The sequence below is a fragment of the Flavobacterium selenitireducens genome (genome assembly GCF_014748335.1).
Classification (GTDB): Bacteria; Bacteroidota; Bacteroidia; order Flavobacteriales; family Flavobacteriaceae; genus Flavobacterium; species Flavobacterium selenitireducens.
The window spans coordinates 405684-425469 of sequence record NZ_JAAVIY010000001.1 but is presented as its reverse complement, the minus strand read 5'-3'; the positions used below and the strand labels follow the sequence as shown (position 1 = coordinate 425469).

The window sequence follows — 19786 nt, the reverse complement described above, 5'->3', positions numbered from 1 at the left end:
GGAATCAGTCTAGTTTGTTGATGTAGTAATTCGGGTATTTACCCTCGGTAAAAGTAAACTGATTTTTCGACAACGGCTGATTGGTTTTAAAAGAATTAACAGTGAGTGTCGTCTTGGTGCCGTTTTTGCCCATTTCGATTAGATTGTAGATGTGTTTGGTCTGGCTGTCGATGCCCAGTAGAATCTCTTTTCTTTGGTCTTTGGACGAAATTGGCGTCAATTTTATATACTGGATTTTGCGGCCTTTGACGTTTTGGGTAATGTCCCACGAATATTTATAACCGGAGTTGAAAAACGTCAGCAAGCGGTTCGGCGTGATGGCGTTTTCGTCCTTTTCGCTGTATTTCGAGATGGTGATTTCCTCGTCTTCTGGAATGATGGTATACGTTTTCTTTCCGTCGAAGATTTTGGTGACGCCCATAAAGTTGAGCACGTACATATTGCCCTGCATGATCACGCTTCCCTTGCTGTCCTGGTTTACGTTCTCTTTGGCGTTGTTGAGCGAATACTTGAAATCGATCGTGATGTTTTTATAACTCTTGACTTTCGCAGTCACTTCGTCCAACAGCGCTTTCGCCTTTTTGTCCTGGGCCTGGGCCGGGAAGGCAATCAAAAGGAGGAATGCGATCTGGAATACTTTTTTCATCTTATTCATTTTGTTCATTTGCGAAAAACTGGTCGAGAGCCTGCAAATCAGGTACGTTTACGCTTCTGGCCTTACTTCCTTCGAAAGGACCGACGATGCCGGCAGCCTCCAATTGGTCGATGAGCCTTCCGGCGCGGTTGTAACCCAGCTTCAGTTTGCGTTGCAGGAGCGAGGCCGAGCCTTGCTGCGAAGATACGATAACTTCAGCAGCTTCCCTGAAAAGCGCGTCTCTTTCCGAAATGTCGAACTCAAGATTCATGCCAGTTTCCCCTTCCGGAACATATTCAGGAAGCATGTAGGCGTTCGGATACGCCTTTTGCGCGCCTATGAATTCCGTGATCTTTTCTACTTCCGGAGTGTCGACGAATGCGCACTGAACGCGAATCACGTCGTTGCCGTTCGAGTACAGCAAATCGCCTCGACCGATGAGTTGGTCGGCACCTTGCGTGTCCAAAATAGTACGAGAGTCGATTTTTGAGGTCACGCGGAAGGCGATCCTGGCCGGGAAGTTCGCCTTGATGATACCCGTTATGACGTTGACGGACGGGCGCTGCGTGGCAATGATCAAATGTATCCCGATCGCACGCGCAAGTTGTGCCAGACGGGCAATAGGCGTTTCAACCTCTTTTCCGGCGGTCATGATCAGGTCGGCAAATTCGTCGACGACCAACACGATGTATGGAAGGAAACGGTGGCCGGCCTCAGGGTTGAGTTTGCGGCTTTTGAACTTTTCGTTGTATTCCTTGATATTGCGCACCATCGCATCCTTGAGCAGCGAATAACGGTTGTCCATTTCGACGCAAAGCGAATTCAGCGTGTGGACGACTTTGGTGTTGTCGGTAATGATGGCGTCTTCGGTGTCCGGAAGTTTGGCCAGGTAATGGCGCTCGATCTTGTTGAACAGCGTCAGTTCGACCTTTTTCGGGTCGACGAGCACGAATTTTACCTCGGCCGGATGTTTTTTGTAGAGTAGGGAAGTCAGGACGGCGTTCAATCCGACGGATTTTCCCTGTCCCGTTGCTCCCGCCATGAGCAAGTGCGGCATTTTGGCCAAATCGACTACAAAAGTTTCGTTCGAGATCGTCTTTCCGAGCGCGATCGGGAGTTCCATTTCGGCTTCCTGGAAATTCTTGGATCCGATAACGGCCTTCATCGAAACGGTCGTCGGTTTCTGGTTCGGAACCTCGATACCAATCGTCCCTTTGCCGGGAATTGGCGCGATGATACGAATGCCGAGAGCCGAAAGCGAAAGGGCGATGTCGTCCTCAAGACTTTTGATTTTGGAGATTCGGATACCGGCTTCGGGCACGATCTCGTAAAGCGTTACCGACGGGCCGACCGTCGCCTTTATCTGGGCGATGTCGATCTTGTAATTGCGCAATGTCTCGACGATTCGGTTCTTGTTTTCCTCGAGCTCTTCCTGGTTGATGGTAATGCCTCCGCCTGCGTAATCCTTCAACAGGTCGATCGTAGGGAATTTGTAATTCGAAAGTTCGAGCGTCGGGTCGAACAAGCCGAAATCCTCTACCAGTCGCGCGGCAAGATTTTCCTCTACGATATCTTCTTCTGGCGCCTGCTCGATCACGAACGCCTCGTCATCGGTCGTGATGATATGCGCGGCGGCGACAGGTGTCGGCAGCGGATCGGGCTTCGCTTCGTGCTTGAAATCGGGAGTGAGCGAAATCTCTGACGGATGTTCTATCGTCGGACGCAACGCATCCTTGTCGATCTCGAACTTCGATGCGACCTTGAGTACCGGTTCGGGTATTTCTTCCTCGTCTTCTTCGGCGGCAAACGCCCGATTTTCCTCAGTCACGGCAAATTCCTCGAGATTGTAGGCATCGCCGGCATTGTCGGCAACCGGAACCGCAGGCGATTTCATTTTGGCCAATTCTTCGTTGATTTCCGATTTTTTGCGTTCGAAAAAGCCTTTTATCGCATCGGGAGAAACTTTGATTTTGTACACCAGGTAAATGATAATTCCGAAAGCGAGCACGAGGAAAGTTCCGGTGCTTCCGATGTAATCCTGGAGGAAGACGTTCATCTCGTATCCAACGGTTCCGCCGAGTTCGGGCAATGAATCGGCAAAAAATCCGAACAAAACCGACAACACCACAAGGGCGAACAAATCCCAAAACCAGATGCTTTTCAATTTGCGCAGCGGCACGTCGAGCACCAAAAACGATCCGGTCAGGAAAAATAGTTTTACGAACAGGAAAGAAGCGGCCCCAAATCCTTTAAAGATAAAGAAATCAGCGAGCCACGCCCCGAATTTGCCGAGCCAGTTGCGTGCCTTGAGGCTTCTGTCGGCCCAGGAAACCAGTGTGCTTTGGTCTTCCCTCCAATAAATGAAGAACGAAATGAACGAAAGCAGCAGCGCGATCGAAAGCAACACAAGCAGCGACCCAATCAGGATTTCATGCCTGCGGCCGATTTTGATTTTGTTCTTCGGTTGGTTTTTGTCGGACGTTGCGGTTTTTTTTGTTTTGGCCATTGGTTTTAGGCTGGTGATATTCTAAATGAATTTTGGGACGTAAATAAGCAATCCTATCGCAATTGCGGTCATGGCGGCGAAGAAAACGGCTCCGGCGGCTATGTCTTTTATGAAGCCGATCTTTTCGTGGAACTGCGGATGGATGAAATCGGCGATTTTCTCGACGGCGGTATTCAGTCCCTCAACGCTCATCACGAGGCCGATCGCGAAGATTTGCATGATCCACTCGAAGGCCGAAATCTGCATGACGAACCCGAGAATGCCCATTCCGATCCCGATCGCAAACTGCACCATCACGCTGTGTTCGGTGGTAAGCAGCTTGACGGCACCCAAAAACGCATACTTCACACTTTTGAGCCTTCCCGTGAAAAACGTATTGTCCTTTTCGAAACTCATTTTCAGATGGCGGCCAACGCGGCTTCGTAATTCGGTTCGTCTGCGATTTCGGGTACTTGTTCGCTGTATGCGATCGTCCCGTTTTTGTCGATCACGATCACGGCACGCGAATGCAGCCCGGCGAGTTTGCCGTCTGTCATTTCAAGTCCGTAATCCTTTCCGAATTTACCGTCTTTAAAATCCGAAAGGCAATATACGTTTTCGATGCCTTCGGCTCCGCAGAATCGCTTTTGGGCGAACGGCAAATCGCGCGAAATGCAAAGGATGACCGTGTCGGAAAGCCCCGCGGCCTTTTGGTTGAAGACCCGTACCGAGGTCGCGCAGGTAGAGGTGTCGACACTCGGAAAAATATTCAGTACGATATTTTTGCCCTTGTAGTCCGAAAGGCTTGCCGTGGAAAGATCGTCTTTCGCAAGCGCGAAATCTTTCGCCGTTTCGCCTTTTTGTGGCAATGACCCGTTCGTATGGATGGCGTTGCCGCCCAGTGTTATCGTTGACATTTGTGATGTGTTTTTAAAGTCCGAAATTACGAAAAATGCAGCCGGCGTCCGTCGTAAATTTGCAGATGCCTTTATTTTTGGGCTTTGAGCGCCTTATTGAGGTGCTTGAGCAGGTTATACAACTCGTAGGCATTGTCCTGGCCTTCGACGTAAATCGTTAATTTTCCCTTTTCCCATTTGGTAGCCTGTTTATTTGCAGCAGTCATCACCCAAATGCCGATGGCTGCCTTGTCGCCTTCTTTTTTGGAAACGGGCATGAACGACTTCACATCGCGGAAATCGTAAATTCTCGTATCCGATTCCTTCGTGACGTGTAGTTTGGCGTCTTTAAACTCGATCTTAAAGCGGTTGCGGTCCTTATCGTTGTCGTAAGCATAGGCCTCGGCGACTTTTTTGATCGCGGCCGCGGTTTCCTCGGGGCTCAAACCTTCGTAAAGATCGGCAGGGAATTCCGCAAATCGCCCGTCCTGGTATTTGATTTCCTTGACATCGCCTTTGTCGATCACATAGTTGTTACCGGGAACGTCGGGTTTCGTATATGTGATGGTGGCTTTGCCTTCGGATTTGATTTCGGCCTGTATCGCGGCGTTGTATCGCGTGTAAATCACATCCTGGGCGAAACATCCGCAAAAAGCAAGTAGAAAAACCGCTGTAAATTTCGTGTTCATATGCTTAAATTTGATGCAAGATAAAAAGGTTTTGAGGTTTGCCGGAAATCCGTTTGATAAGTTTTGAAGAAAGTAATAAACAGTTCGGAAAATCAAAAATCGTCCTTCGAAATTCCAAAGTCCTGCGATTAAAACGCTCAAAGTTAATTGTGGCTACCAGCGGTCACGCTCGATTTAATTTGGACTTGAGGCCGTGTTACAATTTTTGTCCAAAGTAAATTTTTGTAACAAAACCTGTAACCGTTTTTGATTTCAGACAAAAAAAGCTACATCGATAGCAGGAAGTAGAGATGGGATTTCATTGGGTTTTATTTGATGCCGACGAATATAGAAATAAAAAAACGCCCTCCAAACCGGAAGGCGTTTTTGTCCAATCAATCACAAGCCGAAGCTTATTTGTCTATCGAGCCTAAAACCCGCTGCATAAAGCTGTTAAGCGCTTCTTTTTTCGGCATCCCCGATTTTACCAGTTTATTGACTTCCAGCGCGCCATACATGTTCGAGATAAGTTCCCCGATCACGTCGAGTTCTTCGTCTTTTAACGACGGCACTTCGGTCAACGCTTCGAGCACTTCGACGGCCTCGATCACATAATCCTGGTCGTTGGCCTCGATGAATTCCGTCAGCTGTTTGATTACAGGCAGCTTCATCAGTTTGCGGAAATTTCAGAGACGAGCTCGCCCAAAATCTCGGCTTTGTTCGTCTGGGTTTCGTTGAGCAGCTGTCCGCCTTTGAATGACGCGAACGTCGGCAGGTTGGAAACGTTGGCGAGCTTGCGCGATTCCGGTGAATTCTCGGCATCGACGATCACGAAGGTGACGTTTTCGTTTTCCGATGCGAATTTCTTGAACTTCGGCTTCATGATCCTGCAGTTGCCGCACCAGGAAGCGGAATATTGCACGACGACTTTCTCGTTTTGGGAAATTACCTCGGCAAGGGTATCGGTTGTTAGTTCTATTATCATTTGAAATTAGCGAATTAGGAAATTAGCGAATTAGCGAATGGGCAATTAGCGAATGGTCAATTAGCGAATTAGTGGATGAAATTAGCCATCTGGTCAGTCAGGACAATTGAGACGTTATGGTAACGTGTCATTCGCTAATTCGCTAATTATAAAAATCGCTAATTAATTATTAAGGTAATTCGCCACACCTTCGCGCGTAGCGAACATCGCTTCTTTGCCTTCTTCCCAGTTGGCCGGGCAAACTTCGCCTTTGGTTTGTACGTGGGTATAGGCGTCGATCAGACGGAGGTATTCGCCTACATTGCGTCCCAGTGGCATGTCGTTGACACTTTCGTGGAAAACCTTCCCGGTTTCGTCGACAAGGTAAGTAGCGCGGTAGGTCACGTTCGAGCCTTCGACCAGAAGGACGTCGTTTTCCTCGTCAAATTGCGTCGATTCGATATCCAAAATACCAAGGATGTTAGACAGATTGCGATTGGTGTCGGCAAGGATCGGATAGGTAACACCTTCGATGCCGCCGTTGTTCTTTGGTGTGTTCAACCAGGCGAAGTGAACCTCGTTCGTGTCGCAAGATGCACCTACTACGATAGTGTTGCGCTTCTCGAACTCGGGAAGGGCATCCTGAAAGGCGTGAAGTTCGGTTGGGCAAACAAAGGTAAAGTCTTTCGGATACCAGAAAAGCAACACTTTTTTATTGTTTTTGGTCGCTTCCTCGAAGATGTTGATTTTAAGGTTGTCGCCCATTTCAGAGATGGCGTCCACATTGATGCTAGGAAATTTTTTACCTACGAATGACATAATTATTTCGGTTTATAAGTTATTTTTAGTGCTGCAAAAATAGGCGCGACCCGTACGAATATTCAATCAAGATTCATTATATGTTTTGATTTCGGAATAAGGTCTGACTATAGCGCAGTTAAAATTGGAGAAGCGTCATTTATTTGGGACTTGAATTGAGTAACCGATATATTTCGGTCGATTTTTTTCGGATATTCCCAAAAAGCGTTTCAAGGTTTTTATATTTGTTTTTTACAACCGAACAAAACACCATTACATGTCCTTATCAAAACTGTTCCGCAGAAAGTCCACAACCACGATATTGCAGCAAGGAGGAGACGCGGAGGAGCATTCCGGCGGATTGCACCGCGTGCTTACCGTGCGCGACCTGACGTTCTTCGGGATTGCCGCCATTATCGGCGGAGGAACGTTCAGCGCCATCGGAAATGCCTGTTTTTCGGGCGGGCCGGGTGTCGTCATCCTTTATGTGATCTGCGCCATAGCTTGTGGGTTTACGGCCATGTGTTATGCCGAGTTCGCCTCTCGCGTGCCGGTTTCGGGAAGTGCTTACACCTATGCCTACGTCTCGTTCGGGGAATTGTTCGCCTGGATCATCGGATGGGCGCTCATCATGGAATATTCCATCGGTAACATTTACATCGCCTTTTCGTGGAGCGGTTACTTTACGAATTTGCTGGAAGAAGGTTTCCACATCCATTTACCGGCATGGCTTACGATCAACTACCAATCTGCGCGCGACGCCATTGAAGCCGGCAAGGGAGCCGAAGGAATCGCCGCTTGGAACAATGCCCCGATGTGGGGCGGCCTGCGCATTATCTTTGACCTGCCCGCCGTCGCCATCAACGTACTGATTACTTATCTGGTATACAGGGGAACGAAAGAATCCAAGAATTTCTCGAACATCATGGTCGTGGTAAAGCTTGTCATCATCGCTTTGGTGATCGTCGTCGGCGCGCTTTATGTCGACATCGACAATTGGACGCCGTTCATGCCCAATGGTTTCGGAGGCGTCATGGGAGGCGTCTCGGCGGTTTTCTTTGCCTATATCGGATTCGATGCCGTTTCGACGCTGGCCGAGGAGTCCAAAAATCCCCAACGTGATTTGCCGCGCGGCATGATCTGGTCGCTTGTCATCTGCACGGTGCTTTACATCATACTGGCGCTCGTCCTGACCGGAATGGTTTCCTATACGTTGCTTGGCGTAAGCGATCCGTTGGCCGAAATATTCGCGCTTAAAGGCGTCAAGTGGATGCTTTTCATCGTTTCGATCGCCGCCGTCGTGGCCATGACCAGCGTAATGCTCGTGTTCCAGCTCGGACAGCCGCGCATCTGGATGACCATGAGTCGTGACGGGCTGATGCCGAAGAAATTCTCGAGCATACACCCTAAGTTCAAGACGCCTGGATTTGCGACGATTGTGACCGGCCTCGTCGTGGGCGTGCCGATCTTCTTCACCGATGAAAATTTCGTGCTCGATTTCACCAGCATCGGGACCTTGTTCGCGTTCGTACTTGTCTGCGGAGGCGTGCTCGTGCTTTCTCCCCAAAGTGAAGCCGAGATGGCCGAGCGAAAGGCGAGTGGCAAATTCCGGATTCCGTATATCAACTCAAAATTCATTTATCCTGCGATCGTGGTGGTTTCCGCGGCATTGATCCAGTACTTGTTCCCGACGTTTTTTAAAGATGTCTTCCGCTTTACCGAGGATAACGTCATTACCAACTGTTCGATGATTGTATTCCTGATCCTGTGCATCGTGATGGCGGTGCTGGCATTTCTGAAAAACCTGTCGCTGATCCCGCTTTTGGGCCTCATTTCCTGCTGTTATCTGCTTACCGGAATGGCGCCCAGCAATTGGAAATGGTTTGGCGTCTGGCTCGTGATCGGTTTGGTGTTTTACTTCTGTTACGGATACCGGAAAAGCAAGTTGAATTCCACTCAGCCTTAAACCCTAAACAACCAAGCTTCCGAACCTACACCTTAATAACGAAAGCTTTCACGCTTTTAATTTAATGGTCCAACGAATCAAACCTTAAACCTTAAACCTTAAACTTTAAACCTTAAACTTTAAACTTCAAACCTTAAACAAAAAAACCAGCCTGAAATGCCACGATCAGACTGGTTGGAATACAAATGTAGATTACGCCCTCGTTGTTAGAAGCACACCGACGTCTTCCATACACGATTTCATGTTGAGGAACGTCCGCTCGATGTCGTTGTCCAACCCGATCGAAAATCGGATAAGACCGTCCGTGAGGCCCATTTCGGCTTGCTCTTCCACAGGAATTTCCGATGACGTCGAACTTCCGGGAGCACTGAACAACGTCTTGTAAAACCCGAGGCTTACCGCGAGATAGCCCAAGTTGCGCTGTTGCATCAACTCCATGAGTTCGTTCGCCTTATCAAGCGATCCGACGTCGATCGTCAGCATGCCGCCAAAACCGTATTCCGCGTTCATCATGCGCTGGAAGAGTTCGTGTCCGGGATGGCTTCTAAGCCCGGGATATACTGTTTTGAGCCCGATTTTCTCAAATTGCTGCGCCAGGTAAAGCGCGTTGTGGCTGTGCTGTTTCATCCGGATGTGGAGCGTGCGCATGTTTTTCATCACACTTGCCGATCGCAGGCTGTCCATCGTCGGGCCGAGCAACATCGCCGCTCCGGTATTGACATTTTTCAGGTCATTCACGAATTCGCGGCTTGCACAGGTCACGCCGGCTACGGTATCGCTGCTTCCGTTGATATATTTTGTAAGGCTGTGGATCACGATGTCCGCGCCCATTTTTGCCGGAGCGATCGACAATGGCGAAAACGTGTTATCGACGACGAGCTTTAAGTTGTGTCGTTTGGCGATTTCAGCCATGGCGGCGATATCGATCACTTCCAACAGCGGATTGCTCACGGTTTCACAATACAATAATTTGGTGTTTGCCGTAATGGCCTTTTCCACGACTTCCGCCTTTGTAAAATCGCAGAACGTCGTCCTGATTCCCAACTTGGGCGCGAAATTTTTAAGGAAGGCATACGTCCCGCCGTAAATCGTACGGCTCGATACGATTTCGTCGCCCGAAGCGCATAACTGCAACAACGTCGAAGTGATCGCGCCCATTCCGGATGCGGCCACACATGCGGCTTCGGTACCTTCCATCGAAGCGAGCGCTTTGTCGAGGTACAGATTGCTTGGCGAGGAATGTCGCGAATAGAGGTAGCAGCCATCGGCATTTCCCTCGAAAGTATCGAACATTGTCTTGGCCGAAAGGAAGGTGTAGGTGGACGAATCCGATATCGATGGATTGACGCCTCCGAACTCTCCGAAATACTGTAAATCCTGTATGTTGTCAGCAGGGTTGAAACTCATATCACAAAATTTTTGATCTTACAAATGAAGCGGGTCTGGGATAAAAAATCAACACATAATTACAAATGCGGAAAAATTATCTTAATTTGGGGATGAAATCAGAATATATAACCGAAATAAATCGATTTTGCGAACCAACCTAGATTTTTTATCACATGCCACTTGATTCTACCGACAAAAAGTTGCTTTCGCTGTTGCAATCAGACAGCACAGACACTACCAAAGCCCTGTCCCTAAAACTTAATTTGTCCGCGACGGCGGTTTACGAACGCATCCGGAAACTGGAGCGGGAAGGCGTGATATCCAGATACGTAGCGTTGCTCGACCGAAAGAGCATCGGCAAGAATTTCATTGTGTTCTGCCACATCAAACTGTTGCAGCATTCGAGGGAATTCCTCACGCGTTTCGAACACGAGGTCGTGAAACTGGACGAAGTGTTGGAGTGTTTCCATGTGAGCGGCGATTACGATTACATCCTCAAGGTTTGCGTGTCCGATATGGAAGAATACCGCCAATTCATGGTTACCAAACTCACCACGCTGCAGCACATCGGCAGTACCCAAAGTTCGTTCATGATTGCCGAAGTCAAGAATACGACGGCGTTTTCGCTGTGATCATTCGTGTATCAGGACTTTGTTGACCTCGTCGTTTTCGATATGCAGCACGAGCGTTTTGGTGTGCAGTGTGGCAAAGCCTAATTTTTGTTCCAAAATGCGATAATATACATAATCGTCCTGGGTGCGCGTCGGTTGACCCAATTTGTCAAAAAGCTTTTCGCGCGTCAGCCCTTTGAGTTCTTGGTCGTCCATCAGATCGGAAAGCATATTGTCGCGGTAAGGATAGCCGTTTTCGCCCGTCATGTCCCATTTCGCTTTGTCGAACGGAATTTGGGGAACCTCGCGGGTTTCACGTTGGCAGGCGTATCCGAAAAGAATAAGTCCGATAAGAATGATTTTTTTCATGTTTTCTAAGTCTTTAGTCATGATCTTGGTCAAAGATCCGCCCGGAGATCGCAACCGGACGGACTCACGGCACCGCCAAATCTCATCGCATGGGAACGAGATGCTTGGCGATTTCGGTTTCTTTGCGGATCAACCCGAACGTGTCGGCAAATTTCCGACCCATATCTTTCATATAGCGTCCAAAAGTCGGGCTGCCGACGCTTAAAACTTTGTGGTGGCCAAACCAAACGACGGCCGCCGTAGAAAAGAAAAACACGCGGTAAATCTGGAATGCGAACCATCGGATCGACCAATGGTGTGAGCGGTAGATTGCCAGCATGCGCTCCGCCTGGAAGTCGATATGGCGCTCCTCGTCGATCAAAATGTCGTCGCAAATCTGTTTGAGCAACGGGCAGCCCGTAGCATCCTTGAGCGATTGATAGAACAATTGCGCGGAGCTTTCAACGGTGATCACGGCAAGCGTCCACAGCTCCATACTCGTGTTAAAGTAGCGTATCTTGCGGAACAAGGAATCGCCCCAATCCTGCTCAATGCGCTTTTCGCCGATGAGATCGAGATAGCGCCCGAGGTTGTGGCCGTGTTTCTGCTCTTCTTTGATGAACAATTCGACGGCTATCGGAAAAATGAAGTCATGGGTGCGGTTGGCGTATTTTTTAGCGGCGGCGATTAAATGAGCGCCTTCGGATGTTTCGCCCAGTTGCCACGCCTGCAGCGATTTCAGGATGCGTTTGCGCTGTCCGTCGGAAAGTTGGGGCTGGATTGCCCAGTCGACGCGCTCGAACGTGGCGTTATGGGTGAAATGGTTGGTCCAGTATTGGGAAGAATGTGTGTACATGATTAGATAATTAGATGATTGGATAATTGGATGATTGGATAATTAGATAATTAGCGAATTAGCGAATTACTCACCCGAGGCATAGCTGAACGGACCAAAGGCAATTTGTGAATTGGCAGCGATCAATTCGACAAATCAACTGCAAAGATTAGCTGTTCCAATCGATTTTTCGGGAGAAGTACATTACCGCGGCAAGGATCAGGAACAGTCCGATGCTGCCGAACAATAGCGCATAATCTTCAAGTTGTATGATCACGTAGATGAATCCGTAAAGCGCAGAAAGCGAGGTGGCGATGAACGTGCAGAATTTCGCTTTCTTTAAGATCGATAAGGAATAGAGCGAGATCAGCGCCACGACCGAAGCGCCGGCTATCAGGTAGGCCGTCAAGAAACTACTGTGTTCGGTAATCGACAGCAATAGCGTGTAGAACATCACCAGGGCCAACCCTATCATCGTGTACTGGAAAATGTGGATGCGGACCTTGCTGATCATCTGGATCAGGAAAAAAATCAGGAATGTAAGCCCGATGGTTAGGAAACCGTACTTAGAGGCGCGTTCGTTTTGTTGGTACTCATCTACCTGAATGACGAATTTGACGCCGAACGCAAACCGCGCCAAATCGGGCAGGTCGCCAAAGGTTTGCTGGCCGAAAGGCCGGTTGACATGCAGGATTTTCCAACTTGCCGGAAAGCCGTCGCCCGGTCCTTTCGTCTCGGGAAGAAAATTGCCGTCGAAACTTGGGTCGTTCCAGTTGGAATCCATCTTGACCGATGTCGTTTTGCCAATCGGGACCATCATCAATTGGTTGCTGCCGCGATAGGAAATGTCAAATTTGAACGCGACATTGCCCGATTCCTTTAAAATCCGGGCATCGAAATATCCGGTTTCGAGGGCGTCGACCGAATCGTTTTGCGAAGTATTGAAAACCGGCTCGAACGTCATCGGTTTGCCGCCAATGTCGATCCTGACTTCATCCTGTATGCTTTTTAGGTTCGTCGTCCTGATCACGACCGAGGCCTTGTCCCATTGGATGTCGGCATCGGGAATATCGCGCGTCGAGAAATCGGGAGCCGAATACGTGCCGTCGAATTTCATTTTCGAGGTATAAACTACCGCTTCATAATTGCCGTAATTGCGCTTGTCGGTCGTGACGGATGTCTTGTTGTTCAAGGTTTCCGGAAAAAAATAGGCATATTCGGTAATCGGCTTTCGCTCGGTCACGGCGGCTTTCGTCTTTTCATTCACGATTACGGTTTCCTCATACACAACATACGGAATGCGCACGACAGGCCCGTATAAATACACGTCGCCTCCCCATTTCGAGGTGATGCTTTGGTTGACTTGTTGCTGCCTCGAGGCGCGTTCGTTTATGAGATCCTGTACGAGCGCGAGCGGTATGAGTAAGATCAGCGTCAGGATCCCGACCATGACGAGGCGGGCGGTGTTGGATTGTAAGAATCCGGTTTTGATAGGTGTTTCCATTGAAAGTTTAAGGTTTAAAGTTTAAGGTTTAAAGTTTAAAGTTTTGGTTTATCCATCGAGATTGTTCAGATAGAAGATCACGACGGGTATGTTGGCCAGGACGATCAGTATTTTGATGGCGAAATACTCGCGGTTATTGGGTTCGGAGAGGAACAGGATCATCAAATTCAGCAATACGAGCATGTTGAGCATCGCCGCGAGCAGGACATAGATGAAACCGCACGCCAGCAGGTAACCATCGTCGTCGAATGTGTCCATTTTGAAAAGGACGAACAACAGGCTTCCCAGTAAAAAGGAGGCAAAGGCGATTTTCGAAGAAAGTTCTCCGGTTGCCCTGAGGTAGGCGGCATAGCGGATTTGAAGGCTGTTTTCCATGATTATGGGTTTTGGTCGCGTTGGGAATTGAGTCGGATGAAGTAATAAACCAGCAGCAAAAGCGTCCCGTAACCAATCGTAAATCCGATGGTCCGTAATTCAATAAGCAGCACCGCGGAGTCATGTAGTATGCGTATCGGATCGGACAAGACGTCCCAGCTGTTGTAGCGTTCGTACCGCCCGAGGTAGATGCCGAAACCGGACAGTAACGCACTTGCCGGGATCATGAGATCGGAAATGTTCCCAAACGATTTTTTCCAGACCTGGTGCATCTGCCACATCGAAAGCAATCCGAAGAGCAAGCCGCTGATCGAGTAGGAGGCGAGCAGGAGCAGGTCGAACCAAGCCGGCATGGTCAGGTTGATTTTCCGGAAATGCAGAAAGTCCGTCAGGATGTAAGGCGCGTTCGGCAAAAACAGCAGCCAGATAAGCGATCCGATGGCGATTTTTAAGGTGGACGTCCCGCGCGAGGTCAGGTAAAGACTGATGCACAAAGGCACGAGAGACAGCACCAGGTTCCAGATGAGAAAACCGAACCCGATTCCCGATGTGACGAACATCCGGAAGGCGATCAACAGGAAATTGAATCCGACTAACGGTAAGACGCTGACGTATAGTGAATTGTTTATTGCTATTTTCATAATATAAAGTACTTTGTATTTCAAAGTTTAACGGTAAAAAAATTTAGGTCTTGCGTATCAGGTTTTCCAGCGCGTCTATGTGGGACGTGAAGGCCTGCCTGCCGGATTTCGTCGCTTTGTAACTCGTGTTGGGCTTCTTCCCGATGAACTGCTTTTCGACGACGATGTAATTTTCCGCTTCAAGTGCCTTGGCATGGCTGGCGAGGTTGCCGTCGGTAACGCCGAGCAATTCCTTGAGCGTCGAAAAATCGGCCGATTCGTTTACCATAAGCACGCTCATGATGCCGAGCCTGATGCGATGGTCGAACGCTTTGTTTATATTTTGTATGATGTTTTTCAAGGTCGAAAGTCAAAAGTAAAAGTCGAGATCGGACGGCGCAAATTACGCATTCCGGTCGTATTTAAAATACATCAGCGAACCGTAGAGGATATGGCAAAATCCGAATCCCAACGCCCAAAACAGCAAACCATAACCTGAAAATTCCGTGCACAGCAACCCTAAGATGATCACGGTAATGCCAAGGTAGCGCACGTCGCTGAGCGTATATTTGCTCGCGTTGACGCAGGCCAGTCCGTAAAAGATCAGCGTTACCGGGGCGATGAGGCCGTAGACCTCGTGCCTCAATAGCAGCAGGGTAAAAATGCCGCCCGTGACCATTGGGATCAGGAAATTGACAAGCAGTCGGCGGGAGGAATTGTTCCAAAGTTGCTCGTCGCGTTTTTTCGCTTTTTTGTGGGACAAGATCAGGGCCGTGATTACGGACATCAACAGGACGCCAAACGCAATCCCGACGATAGCTGTAAACGCTGCACTTTCGAGCGTGATGTATTGGCCGTTGTGTGAATCGATGATCCTCGCCGCGCCAAACGCCCCGATCAGCGCATAGATTCCAGCCATGACGCCCGCCAATCCGCTTAGCGAAAGAAATTGGGTCGAGCGGTTCATCATTTGCTTGATGTCGCGGATGTCGTCGAGATAATTGTGATCTTCCATACAAAAGTACTTTGAATTGCAAAGTAAATGAAGTTGATGTTAACCTGCAATAGCAAAATGCTTTTTTTTTTTTGATTTTCCTGAGAGCCGGGCGATTTTGCCCGCTTGGCCTTTTTGGGTTCTGCGCGAGCGATATCCGATTTTTCTTTGTACAGTTCAGCTACGTCCGGGTATTTGTCTTATCGGATAAACCTTTGAGGTTTCTAAAAATAAGTGGGGCGAGCTTGACCCTTGCGGTCGTGGCCAAATTTGAATTCACCATGCCAACTTGCCCTAAATAAGAATCGCTTTCGTACTTTTGTGTGACTAAATCAATAACCAATCACCATGAGTTCATTTGACGTTGCCGTCATAGGATCGGGTCCCGGAGGATACGTGGCCGCCATCCGTTGCGCACAATTAGGTTTCAAGACTGCCATCGTAGAGAAATATTCAACCCTTGGCGGAACCTGCCTCAACGTAGGCTGTATCCCTTCCAAAGCATTGCTTGATTCCTCCCACCATTATCACGACGCCATTTCCCATTTCAAGGAGCACGGCATTGAGATCCCGGGAGAGATCAAGGTTAATTTTGAGCAGATGATCGCGCGCAAAGGTTCGGTAGTGGATCAAAACGTGAGCGGCATCAAATACCTCATGGATAAAAACAAGATCACCGTTTTCGAAGGCCTTGGCTCGTTCGAGGACGCTACTCATGTGAAAGTTTCCAAAGCCGACGGTTCATCCGAAACCATCGAAGCCAAATACACGATCATCGCAACGGGTTCCAAGCCGTCGTCCCTGCCTTTTATCAAATTGGACGAAGAACGCGTGATCACCTCGACCGAAGCCTTGAAGCTCAAGGAAATCCCAAAACACCTTATCGTCATCGGCGGAGGCGTCATCGGGCTCGAGCTCGGACAGGTTTACCTGCGTCTCGGCGCCCAGGTTTCGGTAGTGGAATATCTCGACAGGATCATTCCCGGAATGGACGCCGGATTGTCGAAAGAATTGACCAAAGTGCTTAAGAAACAAGGCATGAAGTTTTACACGTCCCACAAGGTAAAATCTGTTGAAAACAACGGGGAAGGCGTGACGATACAAGCCGACGACGCAAAAGGGCAAACGATCACCTTGCAAGGCGATTACGCTTTGGTTTCGGTCGGACGTCGCCCGTTCACTGACGGATTGGCCCTCGACAAAGCGGGAGTCAAGGTTTCAGACCGTGGTATCGTGGAAACCAACGATCATTTGCAAACGAACGTTTCAAACATTTACGCGATCGGAGACGTCGTGAAAGGCGCGATGCTGGCCCACAAAGCCGAAGAAGAAGGCGTTTTCGTAGCCGAAACGTTGGCCGGGCAAAAGCCTCATATCAACTACAACCTGATTCCGGGTGTGGTCTATACGTGGCCCGAAGTCGCGGCCGTAGGCAAGACCGAAGAGCAGTTGAAAGAAGCCGGAATCGAATACAAATCGGGCAGTTTCCCAATGAAGGCGTTGGGTCGTTCACGCGCAAGCGGCGACACGGACGGCTTTGTGAAAATCCTGGCCGATGCCAAGACGGACGAAGTATTGGGTGTCCATATGATTGGAGCAAGGGTAGCCGATTTGATCGCCGAAGCGGTAACCGCCATGGAATTCCGTGCATCCGCTGAAGATATTTCGAGGATGTCGCACGCTCACCCGACCTATGCTGAGGCCGTTAAGGAAGCGGCGTTGGCGGCGAGTGAGAACCGTCCGATACACATGTAATTAGCGAATTGGCGAATTAGCGAATTAGCGAATTTGTAAATTAGATTATTAGAAAAAGAAAGCCCGTTCGTTTTGAGCGGGCTTTTTTTGTAGATGCCGTTTGGTGACTTTACTTGTTTAACCGTTGAAGGCGTCAGATGGGATAAGCGCTGAACGTAATGAATTCAAATCATTAAGAGCAATGAGGCATCAAGGATTTAGTATGAAACAGACCAATTCTTTAGTTTCGATAACTTAATGTCCTTAATGGTTCAAAAATTATCATACGTCAAAACTATTAAGCCGCCAATTTCTTGCGGTTCATTTTTTTCCATGCGACGAAAAGTACGCCTCCGATCAGTACAAATGGCCACAAATTCAACACGACCACCAAAATTCCTTCCAAAATATACCATCCGGATTTCAAACTGTCCCAAGCCTGGGTCGCAAAACTTGTGCGATACGTCCCGCTGTCGAGATTGGCCAAGGTTACGCTTTTTACCGCTTCGTCCTGATACAATTGCAACGCCACGGTAGAGTAGGCGATCTTGTCTTCGAGTTCCAGTTTTTTCAGCAAAGCGGCGTCCGAGGATTCTTGTTTGGACAATAAGTTATTTTCGGTATCGTTGATGTCGACGAGTTTCTTGCCCTTGTCGCTTACCGCGGTTTCGACGCGTTTGGTAAACCTTGCGAGACGGTTGCGCTCGAGCTCGCTGGCTTTGAGCTGCGGATTCACGTCTTCGGCTTTTATGATGCGGTAATCGAGGTAGCCGACTTCTTTGGAAATATTTTTCAGCGTGGCGTCCAAATTGTAATTCGGAACCCGGATCACCATGTCGTTGTGCACCGTGTAAACCGTCGTACGCACGATGCTGTCCTGGCTTTTCTTGACGTCCTTGGTCGCGCTGACCGAACTCTTCAGCTCCGTATTGACGACAAAACCTCCCGCCTGGGAGACGGCGTCCTCGACTTTTGCAGTCGACTGCGCCACGTTGCGCACTTTAAACCGGATGTCGGCCGTGCGGACAAATTTGTGCTTACCGTCGTTTTTTTCAACCGCCGCCGAAGAAGACAGGGCGTTCGGGGCTGCCGTTGAATCGGCCTGTACAGACTTGGCGTCTTCGCTACTTGCCGCATCCACCGGCATTATTTCTTCGGCTGGCGCTTCCGCATCGTACCCGCCGGATTCATTTTTGCAGGAAACGGAAAGCATCATCAGCAACGCCATTCCGAATAATGGGATTTTTTTCATAAAATTTGTGGTTTTAAAAGGTTAATACTCAAAAAGGTGAGGTAGTTTTTTGTCAAATACTGTAAATCTTATGAAGTTGTCGATTCGACGCTCACTAACAACCGTGCCAAAATTTTTAGACGTCCCGACGATTGTTTTGTCGTAATTTTGATCGTGCCAGAAACGATCGATTTTGCGATCGAAAAACGGAACCGATATGCCCACAAGAACGATTGCTCATCACACGATAAACGACCCTGAGGATTTCAAGGCCAGGTTGCTGCATTGGGCCCAAGATTTCCGCGAGGCGACGTTTCTGGACGGGAACGGCTATTACCAGAAATATCAGGAATACGACTGCGTGCTGGCCGTCGACGCTTTTTTGTCGCTCAGTACCGACCATCACAAAGCCTTCCAGGATCTGCGCGAATTGCAGGAAGCCACACAGGATTGGCTTTTCGGGTACCTTTCATACGACCTCAAAAACGATGTCGAAAAGCTGCAATCCGATAACGCGGACGGCCTTGACTTCCCGGAAATGTTTTTCTTTCAGCCCAAACGGCTTTTTTTGCTAAAAGGCAATCAGTTGGAAATGCACTATCTGCCAATGGCCGACGACGAAATGAAACAGGATTACCAAGCCATCGTCAACCAGGATACGCAAATGCCGCACGCCAACGGACGCCTTGCGATCTCCCAGCGCATTTCCCAGAAAGACTATTTGAAAAAGGTCGGGCGTATGCTCGATTACATCCATAGGGGCGACATTTACGAGGCGAATTTCTGTATGGAATTCTATTCCGAAGACGCCAAGATCGATCCGCTCGAAACCTATTGCCGCCTCAACGCGATTTCCGAGCCGCCGTTTTCCGCTTTTTTCCGCAATGCGGACGATTACCTGATGTCGGCCTCGCCCGAGCGTTACCTTAAGAAGCAAGGCCGCAAGATCGTATCCCAGCCTATTAAGGGAACGGCGCGGCGCAGCGATAACCCGGACGAGGACGCCCGGATCAGGCGAGAGCTAGTTTCCAACGAAAAAGAACGATCGGAAAACATCATGATCGTCGACCTGGTGCGCAACGATTTGTCGCGAACCGCCTCGAAAGGGTCGGTTCACGTCGAGGAACTGTGCCAACCGTATTCATTCCGCCAAGTGCACCACCTGATTTCTACCGTAGTTTCTGAACTTTCGCCGGGCAAATCGGCCGTGGACGTGCTCCAGACCACATTTCCGATGGGAAGCATGACCGGAGCGCCCAAGATCGCGGCCATGAACATCATCGAAGCCCTTGAGGAAACCAAACGCGGGCTCTACAGCGGCGCCCTCGGCTATTTCACGCCCGAAGGCAATTTCGATTTCAACGTGGTTATCCGCACCATTCTGTACAACGCAAAACGGCATTACGTTTCGTTTTCGGTCGGTAGCGCGATCACCGCGGCATCGGACCCGCTGCGGGAATACGAAGAATGCCTGCTGAAAGCGGTAGCGATGCGCAAAGTCCTCGAGCGGCAGGAGGATTGAGAACGTTCAATTGGTCATTGTTTATTATTGATTAAAGCAATTCCGGTTTTCCGCTACAAGTCCTCGCCCCAAAACCGCATTTTTGTCGCACCGGCCCGAGCTTCCTGCGGTCGCTGGGCCGCCTTGTAAAAATCAGCGGTTTCCGGCCTGCGGGCTTTTCGCTTCAACCCGGGCTAGGGCATTTGTCGCTGATGGCATCCTCATTAATTAAT

General features: G+C 49.2%; 21 protein-coding genes. 4 read left to right on the top strand and 17 right to left on the bottom strand.

Features of this window, described 5'->3' with window-relative positions:
• Positions 1 to 4: 4 nt before the first annotated feature.
• The 8 genes from HC229_RS01895 to HC229_RS01860 all read right to left on the bottom strand — a co-directional run bounded on the left by HC229_RS01895 (position 5) and on the right by HC229_RS01860 (position 6466).
• Positions 5 to 646 (bottom strand): LolA family protein, encoded by a 642-nt coding sequence (locus tag HC229_RS01895; protein ID WP_223845493.1) that lies wholly within the window; start codon positions 644 to 646, stop codon positions 5 to 7.
• A 1-nt stretch (position 647) separates the two neighbouring features.
• Positions 648 to 3140: a DNA translocase FtsK gene (locus HC229_RS01890; protein WP_191018737.1), complete on the bottom strand. Its 2493-nt coding sequence runs from the start codon at positions 3138 to 3140 to the stop codon at positions 648 to 650.
• A 21-nt stretch (positions 3141 to 3161) separates the two neighbouring features.
• A complete protein-coding gene (locus tag HC229_RS01885; RefSeq protein ID WP_191018736.1) occupies positions 3162 to 3536 on the bottom strand; it encodes a diacylglycerol kinase in 375 nt (124 codons plus the stop codon).
• 2 nt (positions 3537 to 3538) lie between these two features.
• Positions 3539 to 4036: a thiol peroxidase gene (gene tpx, locus HC229_RS01880; protein ID WP_191018735.1), complete on the bottom strand. Its 498-nt coding sequence runs from the start codon at positions 4034 to 4036 to the stop codon at positions 3539 to 3541.
• Between the two features lie 71 nt (positions 4037 to 4107).
• Entirely contained in the window at positions 4108 to 4704 is a 597-nt protein-coding gene (locus tag HC229_RS01875; protein ID WP_191018734.1) for a hypothetical protein, read from the bottom strand.
• Between the two features lie 392 nt (positions 4705 to 5096).
• Positions 5097 to 5354: a DUF6952 family protein gene (locus tag HC229_RS01870; protein ID WP_191018733.1), complete on the bottom strand. Its 258-nt coding sequence runs from the start codon at positions 5352 to 5354 to the stop codon at positions 5097 to 5099.
• Complete coding sequence (locus tag HC229_RS01865) at positions 5354 to 5668, bottom strand: thioredoxin family protein (RefSeq protein ID WP_191018732.1); 315 nt, start codon at positions 5666 to 5668, stop codon at positions 5354 to 5356. Before HC229_RS01865 ends, HC229_RS01870 begins: the two co-directional genes overlap by 1 nt.
• Positions 5669 to 5830: 162 nt before the next feature.
• Positions 5831 to 6466 carry a peroxiredoxin gene (locus tag HC229_RS01860; protein ID WP_191018731.1) on the bottom strand — a complete coding sequence of 212 codons (636 nt, stop codon included), beginning with the start codon at positions 6464 to 6466 and terminating at the stop codon, positions 5831 to 5833.
• A 256-nt stretch (positions 6467 to 6722) separates the two neighbouring features.
• Between HC229_RS01860 and HC229_RS01855 the strand changes: the two genes are divergently transcribed.
• On the top strand, positions 6723 to 8411 hold the full coding sequence (locus HC229_RS01855) for an amino acid permease (RefSeq protein ID WP_191018730.1): 1689 nt from the start codon (positions 6723 to 6725) through the stop codon (positions 8409 to 8411).
• A gap of 192 nt (positions 8412 to 8603) precedes the next feature.
• Here the strand turns inward: HC229_RS01855 and HC229_RS01850 are convergent, their stop codons facing one another.
• Entirely contained in the window at positions 8604 to 9818 is a 1215-nt protein-coding gene (locus HC229_RS01850; RefSeq protein ID WP_191018729.1) for an aminotransferase class I/II-fold pyridoxal phosphate-dependent enzyme, read from the bottom strand.
• Between the two features lie 155 nt (positions 9819 to 9973).
• Here HC229_RS01850 and HC229_RS01845 point away from each other — a divergent pair, with 155 nt between their 5' ends.
• Complete coding sequence (locus HC229_RS01845) at positions 9974 to 10432, top strand: Lrp/AsnC family transcriptional regulator (protein ID WP_191018728.1); 459 nt, start codon at positions 9974 to 9976, stop codon at positions 10430 to 10432.
• Here the strand turns inward: HC229_RS01845 and HC229_RS01840 are convergent, their stop codons facing one another.
• From HC229_RS01840 to HC229_RS01810, 7 genes are all read right to left on the bottom strand, one after another.
• Positions 10433 to 10780 (bottom strand): hypothetical protein, encoded by a 348-nt coding sequence (locus HC229_RS01840; protein ID WP_191018727.1) that lies wholly within the window; start codon positions 10778 to 10780, stop codon positions 10433 to 10435.
• A gap of 82 nt (positions 10781 to 10862) precedes the next feature.
• Entirely contained in the window at positions 10863 to 11615 is a 753-nt protein-coding gene (locus HC229_RS01835; RefSeq protein WP_191018726.1) for a ferritin-like domain-containing protein, read from the bottom strand.
• Positions 11616 to 11763: 148 nt separating this feature from the next.
• Positions 11764 to 13098: a cell envelope integrity protein CreD gene (gene creD / locus HC229_RS01830; protein ID WP_191018725.1), complete on the bottom strand. Its 1335-nt coding sequence runs from the start codon at positions 13096 to 13098 to the stop codon at positions 11764 to 11766.
• Between the two features lie 48 nt (positions 13099 to 13146).
• Entirely contained in the window at positions 13147 to 13473 is a 327-nt protein-coding gene (locus HC229_RS01825) for a hypothetical protein (protein WP_191018724.1), read from the bottom strand.
• A 2-nt stretch (positions 13474 to 13475) separates the two neighbouring features.
• On the bottom strand, positions 13476 to 14114 hold the full coding sequence (locus HC229_RS01820; RefSeq protein WP_191018723.1) for a DUF1361 domain-containing protein: 639 nt from the start codon (positions 14112 to 14114) through the stop codon (positions 13476 to 13478).
• A 43-nt stretch (positions 14115 to 14157) separates the two neighbouring features.
• Entirely contained in the window at positions 14158 to 14454 is a 297-nt protein-coding gene (locus tag HC229_RS01815; protein ID WP_191018722.1) for a winged helix-turn-helix domain-containing protein, read from the bottom strand.
• Positions 14455 to 14496: 42 nt separating this feature from the next.
• A complete protein-coding gene (locus tag HC229_RS01810; protein ID WP_191018721.1) occupies positions 14497 to 15108 on the bottom strand; it encodes a hypothetical protein in 612 nt (203 codons plus the stop codon).
• 327 nt (positions 15109 to 15435) lie between these two features.
• Here HC229_RS01810 and lpdA point away from each other — a divergent pair, with 327 nt between their 5' ends.
• On the top strand, positions 15436 to 16842 hold the full coding sequence (gene lpdA, locus HC229_RS01805) for a dihydrolipoyl dehydrogenase (RefSeq protein ID WP_191018720.1): 1407 nt from the start codon (positions 15436 to 15438) through the stop codon (positions 16840 to 16842).
• Between the two features lie 277 nt (positions 16843 to 17119).
• Here the strand turns inward: lpdA and HC229_RS01800 are convergent, their stop codons facing one another.
• Positions 17120 to 18073, bottom strand: a complete 954-nt coding sequence (locus HC229_RS01800; protein WP_191018719.1) for a DUF4349 domain-containing protein — start codon at positions 18071 to 18073, stop codon at positions 17120 to 17122.
• Positions 18074 to 18269: 196 nt separating this feature from the next.
• On the opposite strand from HC229_RS01800, the gene HC229_RS01795 reads away from it, so the two are divergent.
• The gene (locus HC229_RS01795) at positions 18270 to 19574 is read left to right on the top strand and encodes an anthranilate synthase component I family protein (protein WP_191018718.1); all 1305 of its coding nucleotides are present in this window, start codon (positions 18270 to 18272) and stop codon (positions 19572 to 19574) included.
• Positions 19575 to 19786: the final 212 nt, after the last annotated feature.

What these genes read in the sequence shown, in the direction of transcription:
- HC229_RS01895 (WP_223845493.1), bottom strand. Translation starts at nt 646, where the DNA reads ATGAAAAAAGTATTCCAGATCGCATTCCTCCTTTTGATTGCCTTCCCG.
- HC229_RS01890 (WP_191018737.1), bottom strand. Translation starts at nt 3,140, where the DNA reads ATGGCCAAAACAAAAAAAACCGCAACGTCCGACAAAAACCAACCGAAG.
- HC229_RS01885 (WP_191018736.1), bottom strand. Translation starts at nt 3,536, where the DNA reads ATGAGTTTCGAAAAGGACAATACGTTTTTCACGGGAAGGCTCAAAAGT.
- tpx (WP_191018735.1), bottom strand. Translation starts at nt 4,036, where the DNA reads ATGTCAACGATAACACTGGGCGGCAACGCCATCCATACGAACGGGTCA.
- HC229_RS01875 (WP_191018734.1), bottom strand. Translation starts at nt 4,704, where the DNA reads ATGAACACGAAATTTACAGCGGTTTTTCTACTTGCTTTTTGCGGATGT.
- HC229_RS01870 (WP_191018733.1), bottom strand. Translation starts at nt 5,354, where the DNA reads ATGAAGCTGCCTGTAATCAAACAGCTGACGGAATTCATCGAGGCCAAC.
- HC229_RS01865 (WP_191018732.1), bottom strand. Translation starts at nt 5,668, where the DNA reads ATGATAATAGAACTAACAACCGATACCCTTGCCGAGGTAATTTCCCAA.
- HC229_RS01860 (WP_191018731.1), bottom strand. Translation starts at nt 6,466, where the DNA reads ATGTCATTCGTAGGTAAAAAATTTCCTAGCATCAATGTGGACGCCATC.
- HC229_RS01855 (WP_191018730.1), top strand. Translation starts at nt 6,723, where the DNA reads ATGTCCTTATCAAAACTGTTCCGCAGAAAGTCCACAACCACGATATTG.
- HC229_RS01850 (WP_191018729.1), bottom strand. Translation starts at nt 9,818, where the DNA reads ATGAGTTTCAACCCTGCTGACAACATACAGGATTTACAGTATTTCGGA.
- HC229_RS01845 (WP_191018728.1), top strand. Translation starts at nt 9,974, where the DNA reads ATGCCACTTGATTCTACCGACAAAAAGTTGCTTTCGCTGTTGCAATCA.
- HC229_RS01840 (WP_191018727.1), bottom strand. Translation starts at nt 10,780, where the DNA reads ATGAAAAAAATCATTCTTATCGGACTTATTCTTTTCGGATACGCCTGC.
- HC229_RS01835 (WP_191018726.1), bottom strand. Translation starts at nt 11,615, where the DNA reads ATGTACACACATTCTTCCCAATACTGGACCAACCATTTCACCCATAAC.
- creD (WP_191018725.1), bottom strand. Translation starts at nt 13,098, where the DNA reads ATGGAAACACCTATCAAAACCGGATTCTTACAATCCAACACCGCCCGC.
- HC229_RS01825 (WP_191018724.1), bottom strand. Translation starts at nt 13,473, where the DNA reads ATGGAAAACAGCCTTCAAATCCGCTATGCCGCCTACCTCAGGGCAACC.
- HC229_RS01820 (WP_191018723.1), bottom strand. Translation starts at nt 14,114, where the DNA reads ATGAAAATAGCAATAAACAATTCACTATACGTCAGCGTCTTACCGTTA.
- HC229_RS01810 (WP_191018721.1), bottom strand. Translation starts at nt 15,108, where the DNA reads ATGGAAGATCACAATTATCTCGACGACATCCGCGACATCAAGCAAATG.
- lpdA (WP_191018720.1), top strand. Translation starts at nt 15,436, where the DNA reads ATGAGTTCATTTGACGTTGCCGTCATAGGATCGGGTCCCGGAGGATAC.
- HC229_RS01800 (WP_191018719.1), bottom strand. Translation starts at nt 18,073, where the DNA reads ATGAAAAAAATCCCATTATTCGGAATGGCGTTGCTGATGATGCTTTCC.
- HC229_RS01795 (WP_191018718.1), top strand. Translation starts at nt 18,270, where the DNA reads ATGCCCACAAGAACGATTGCTCATCACACGATAAACGACCCTGAGGAT.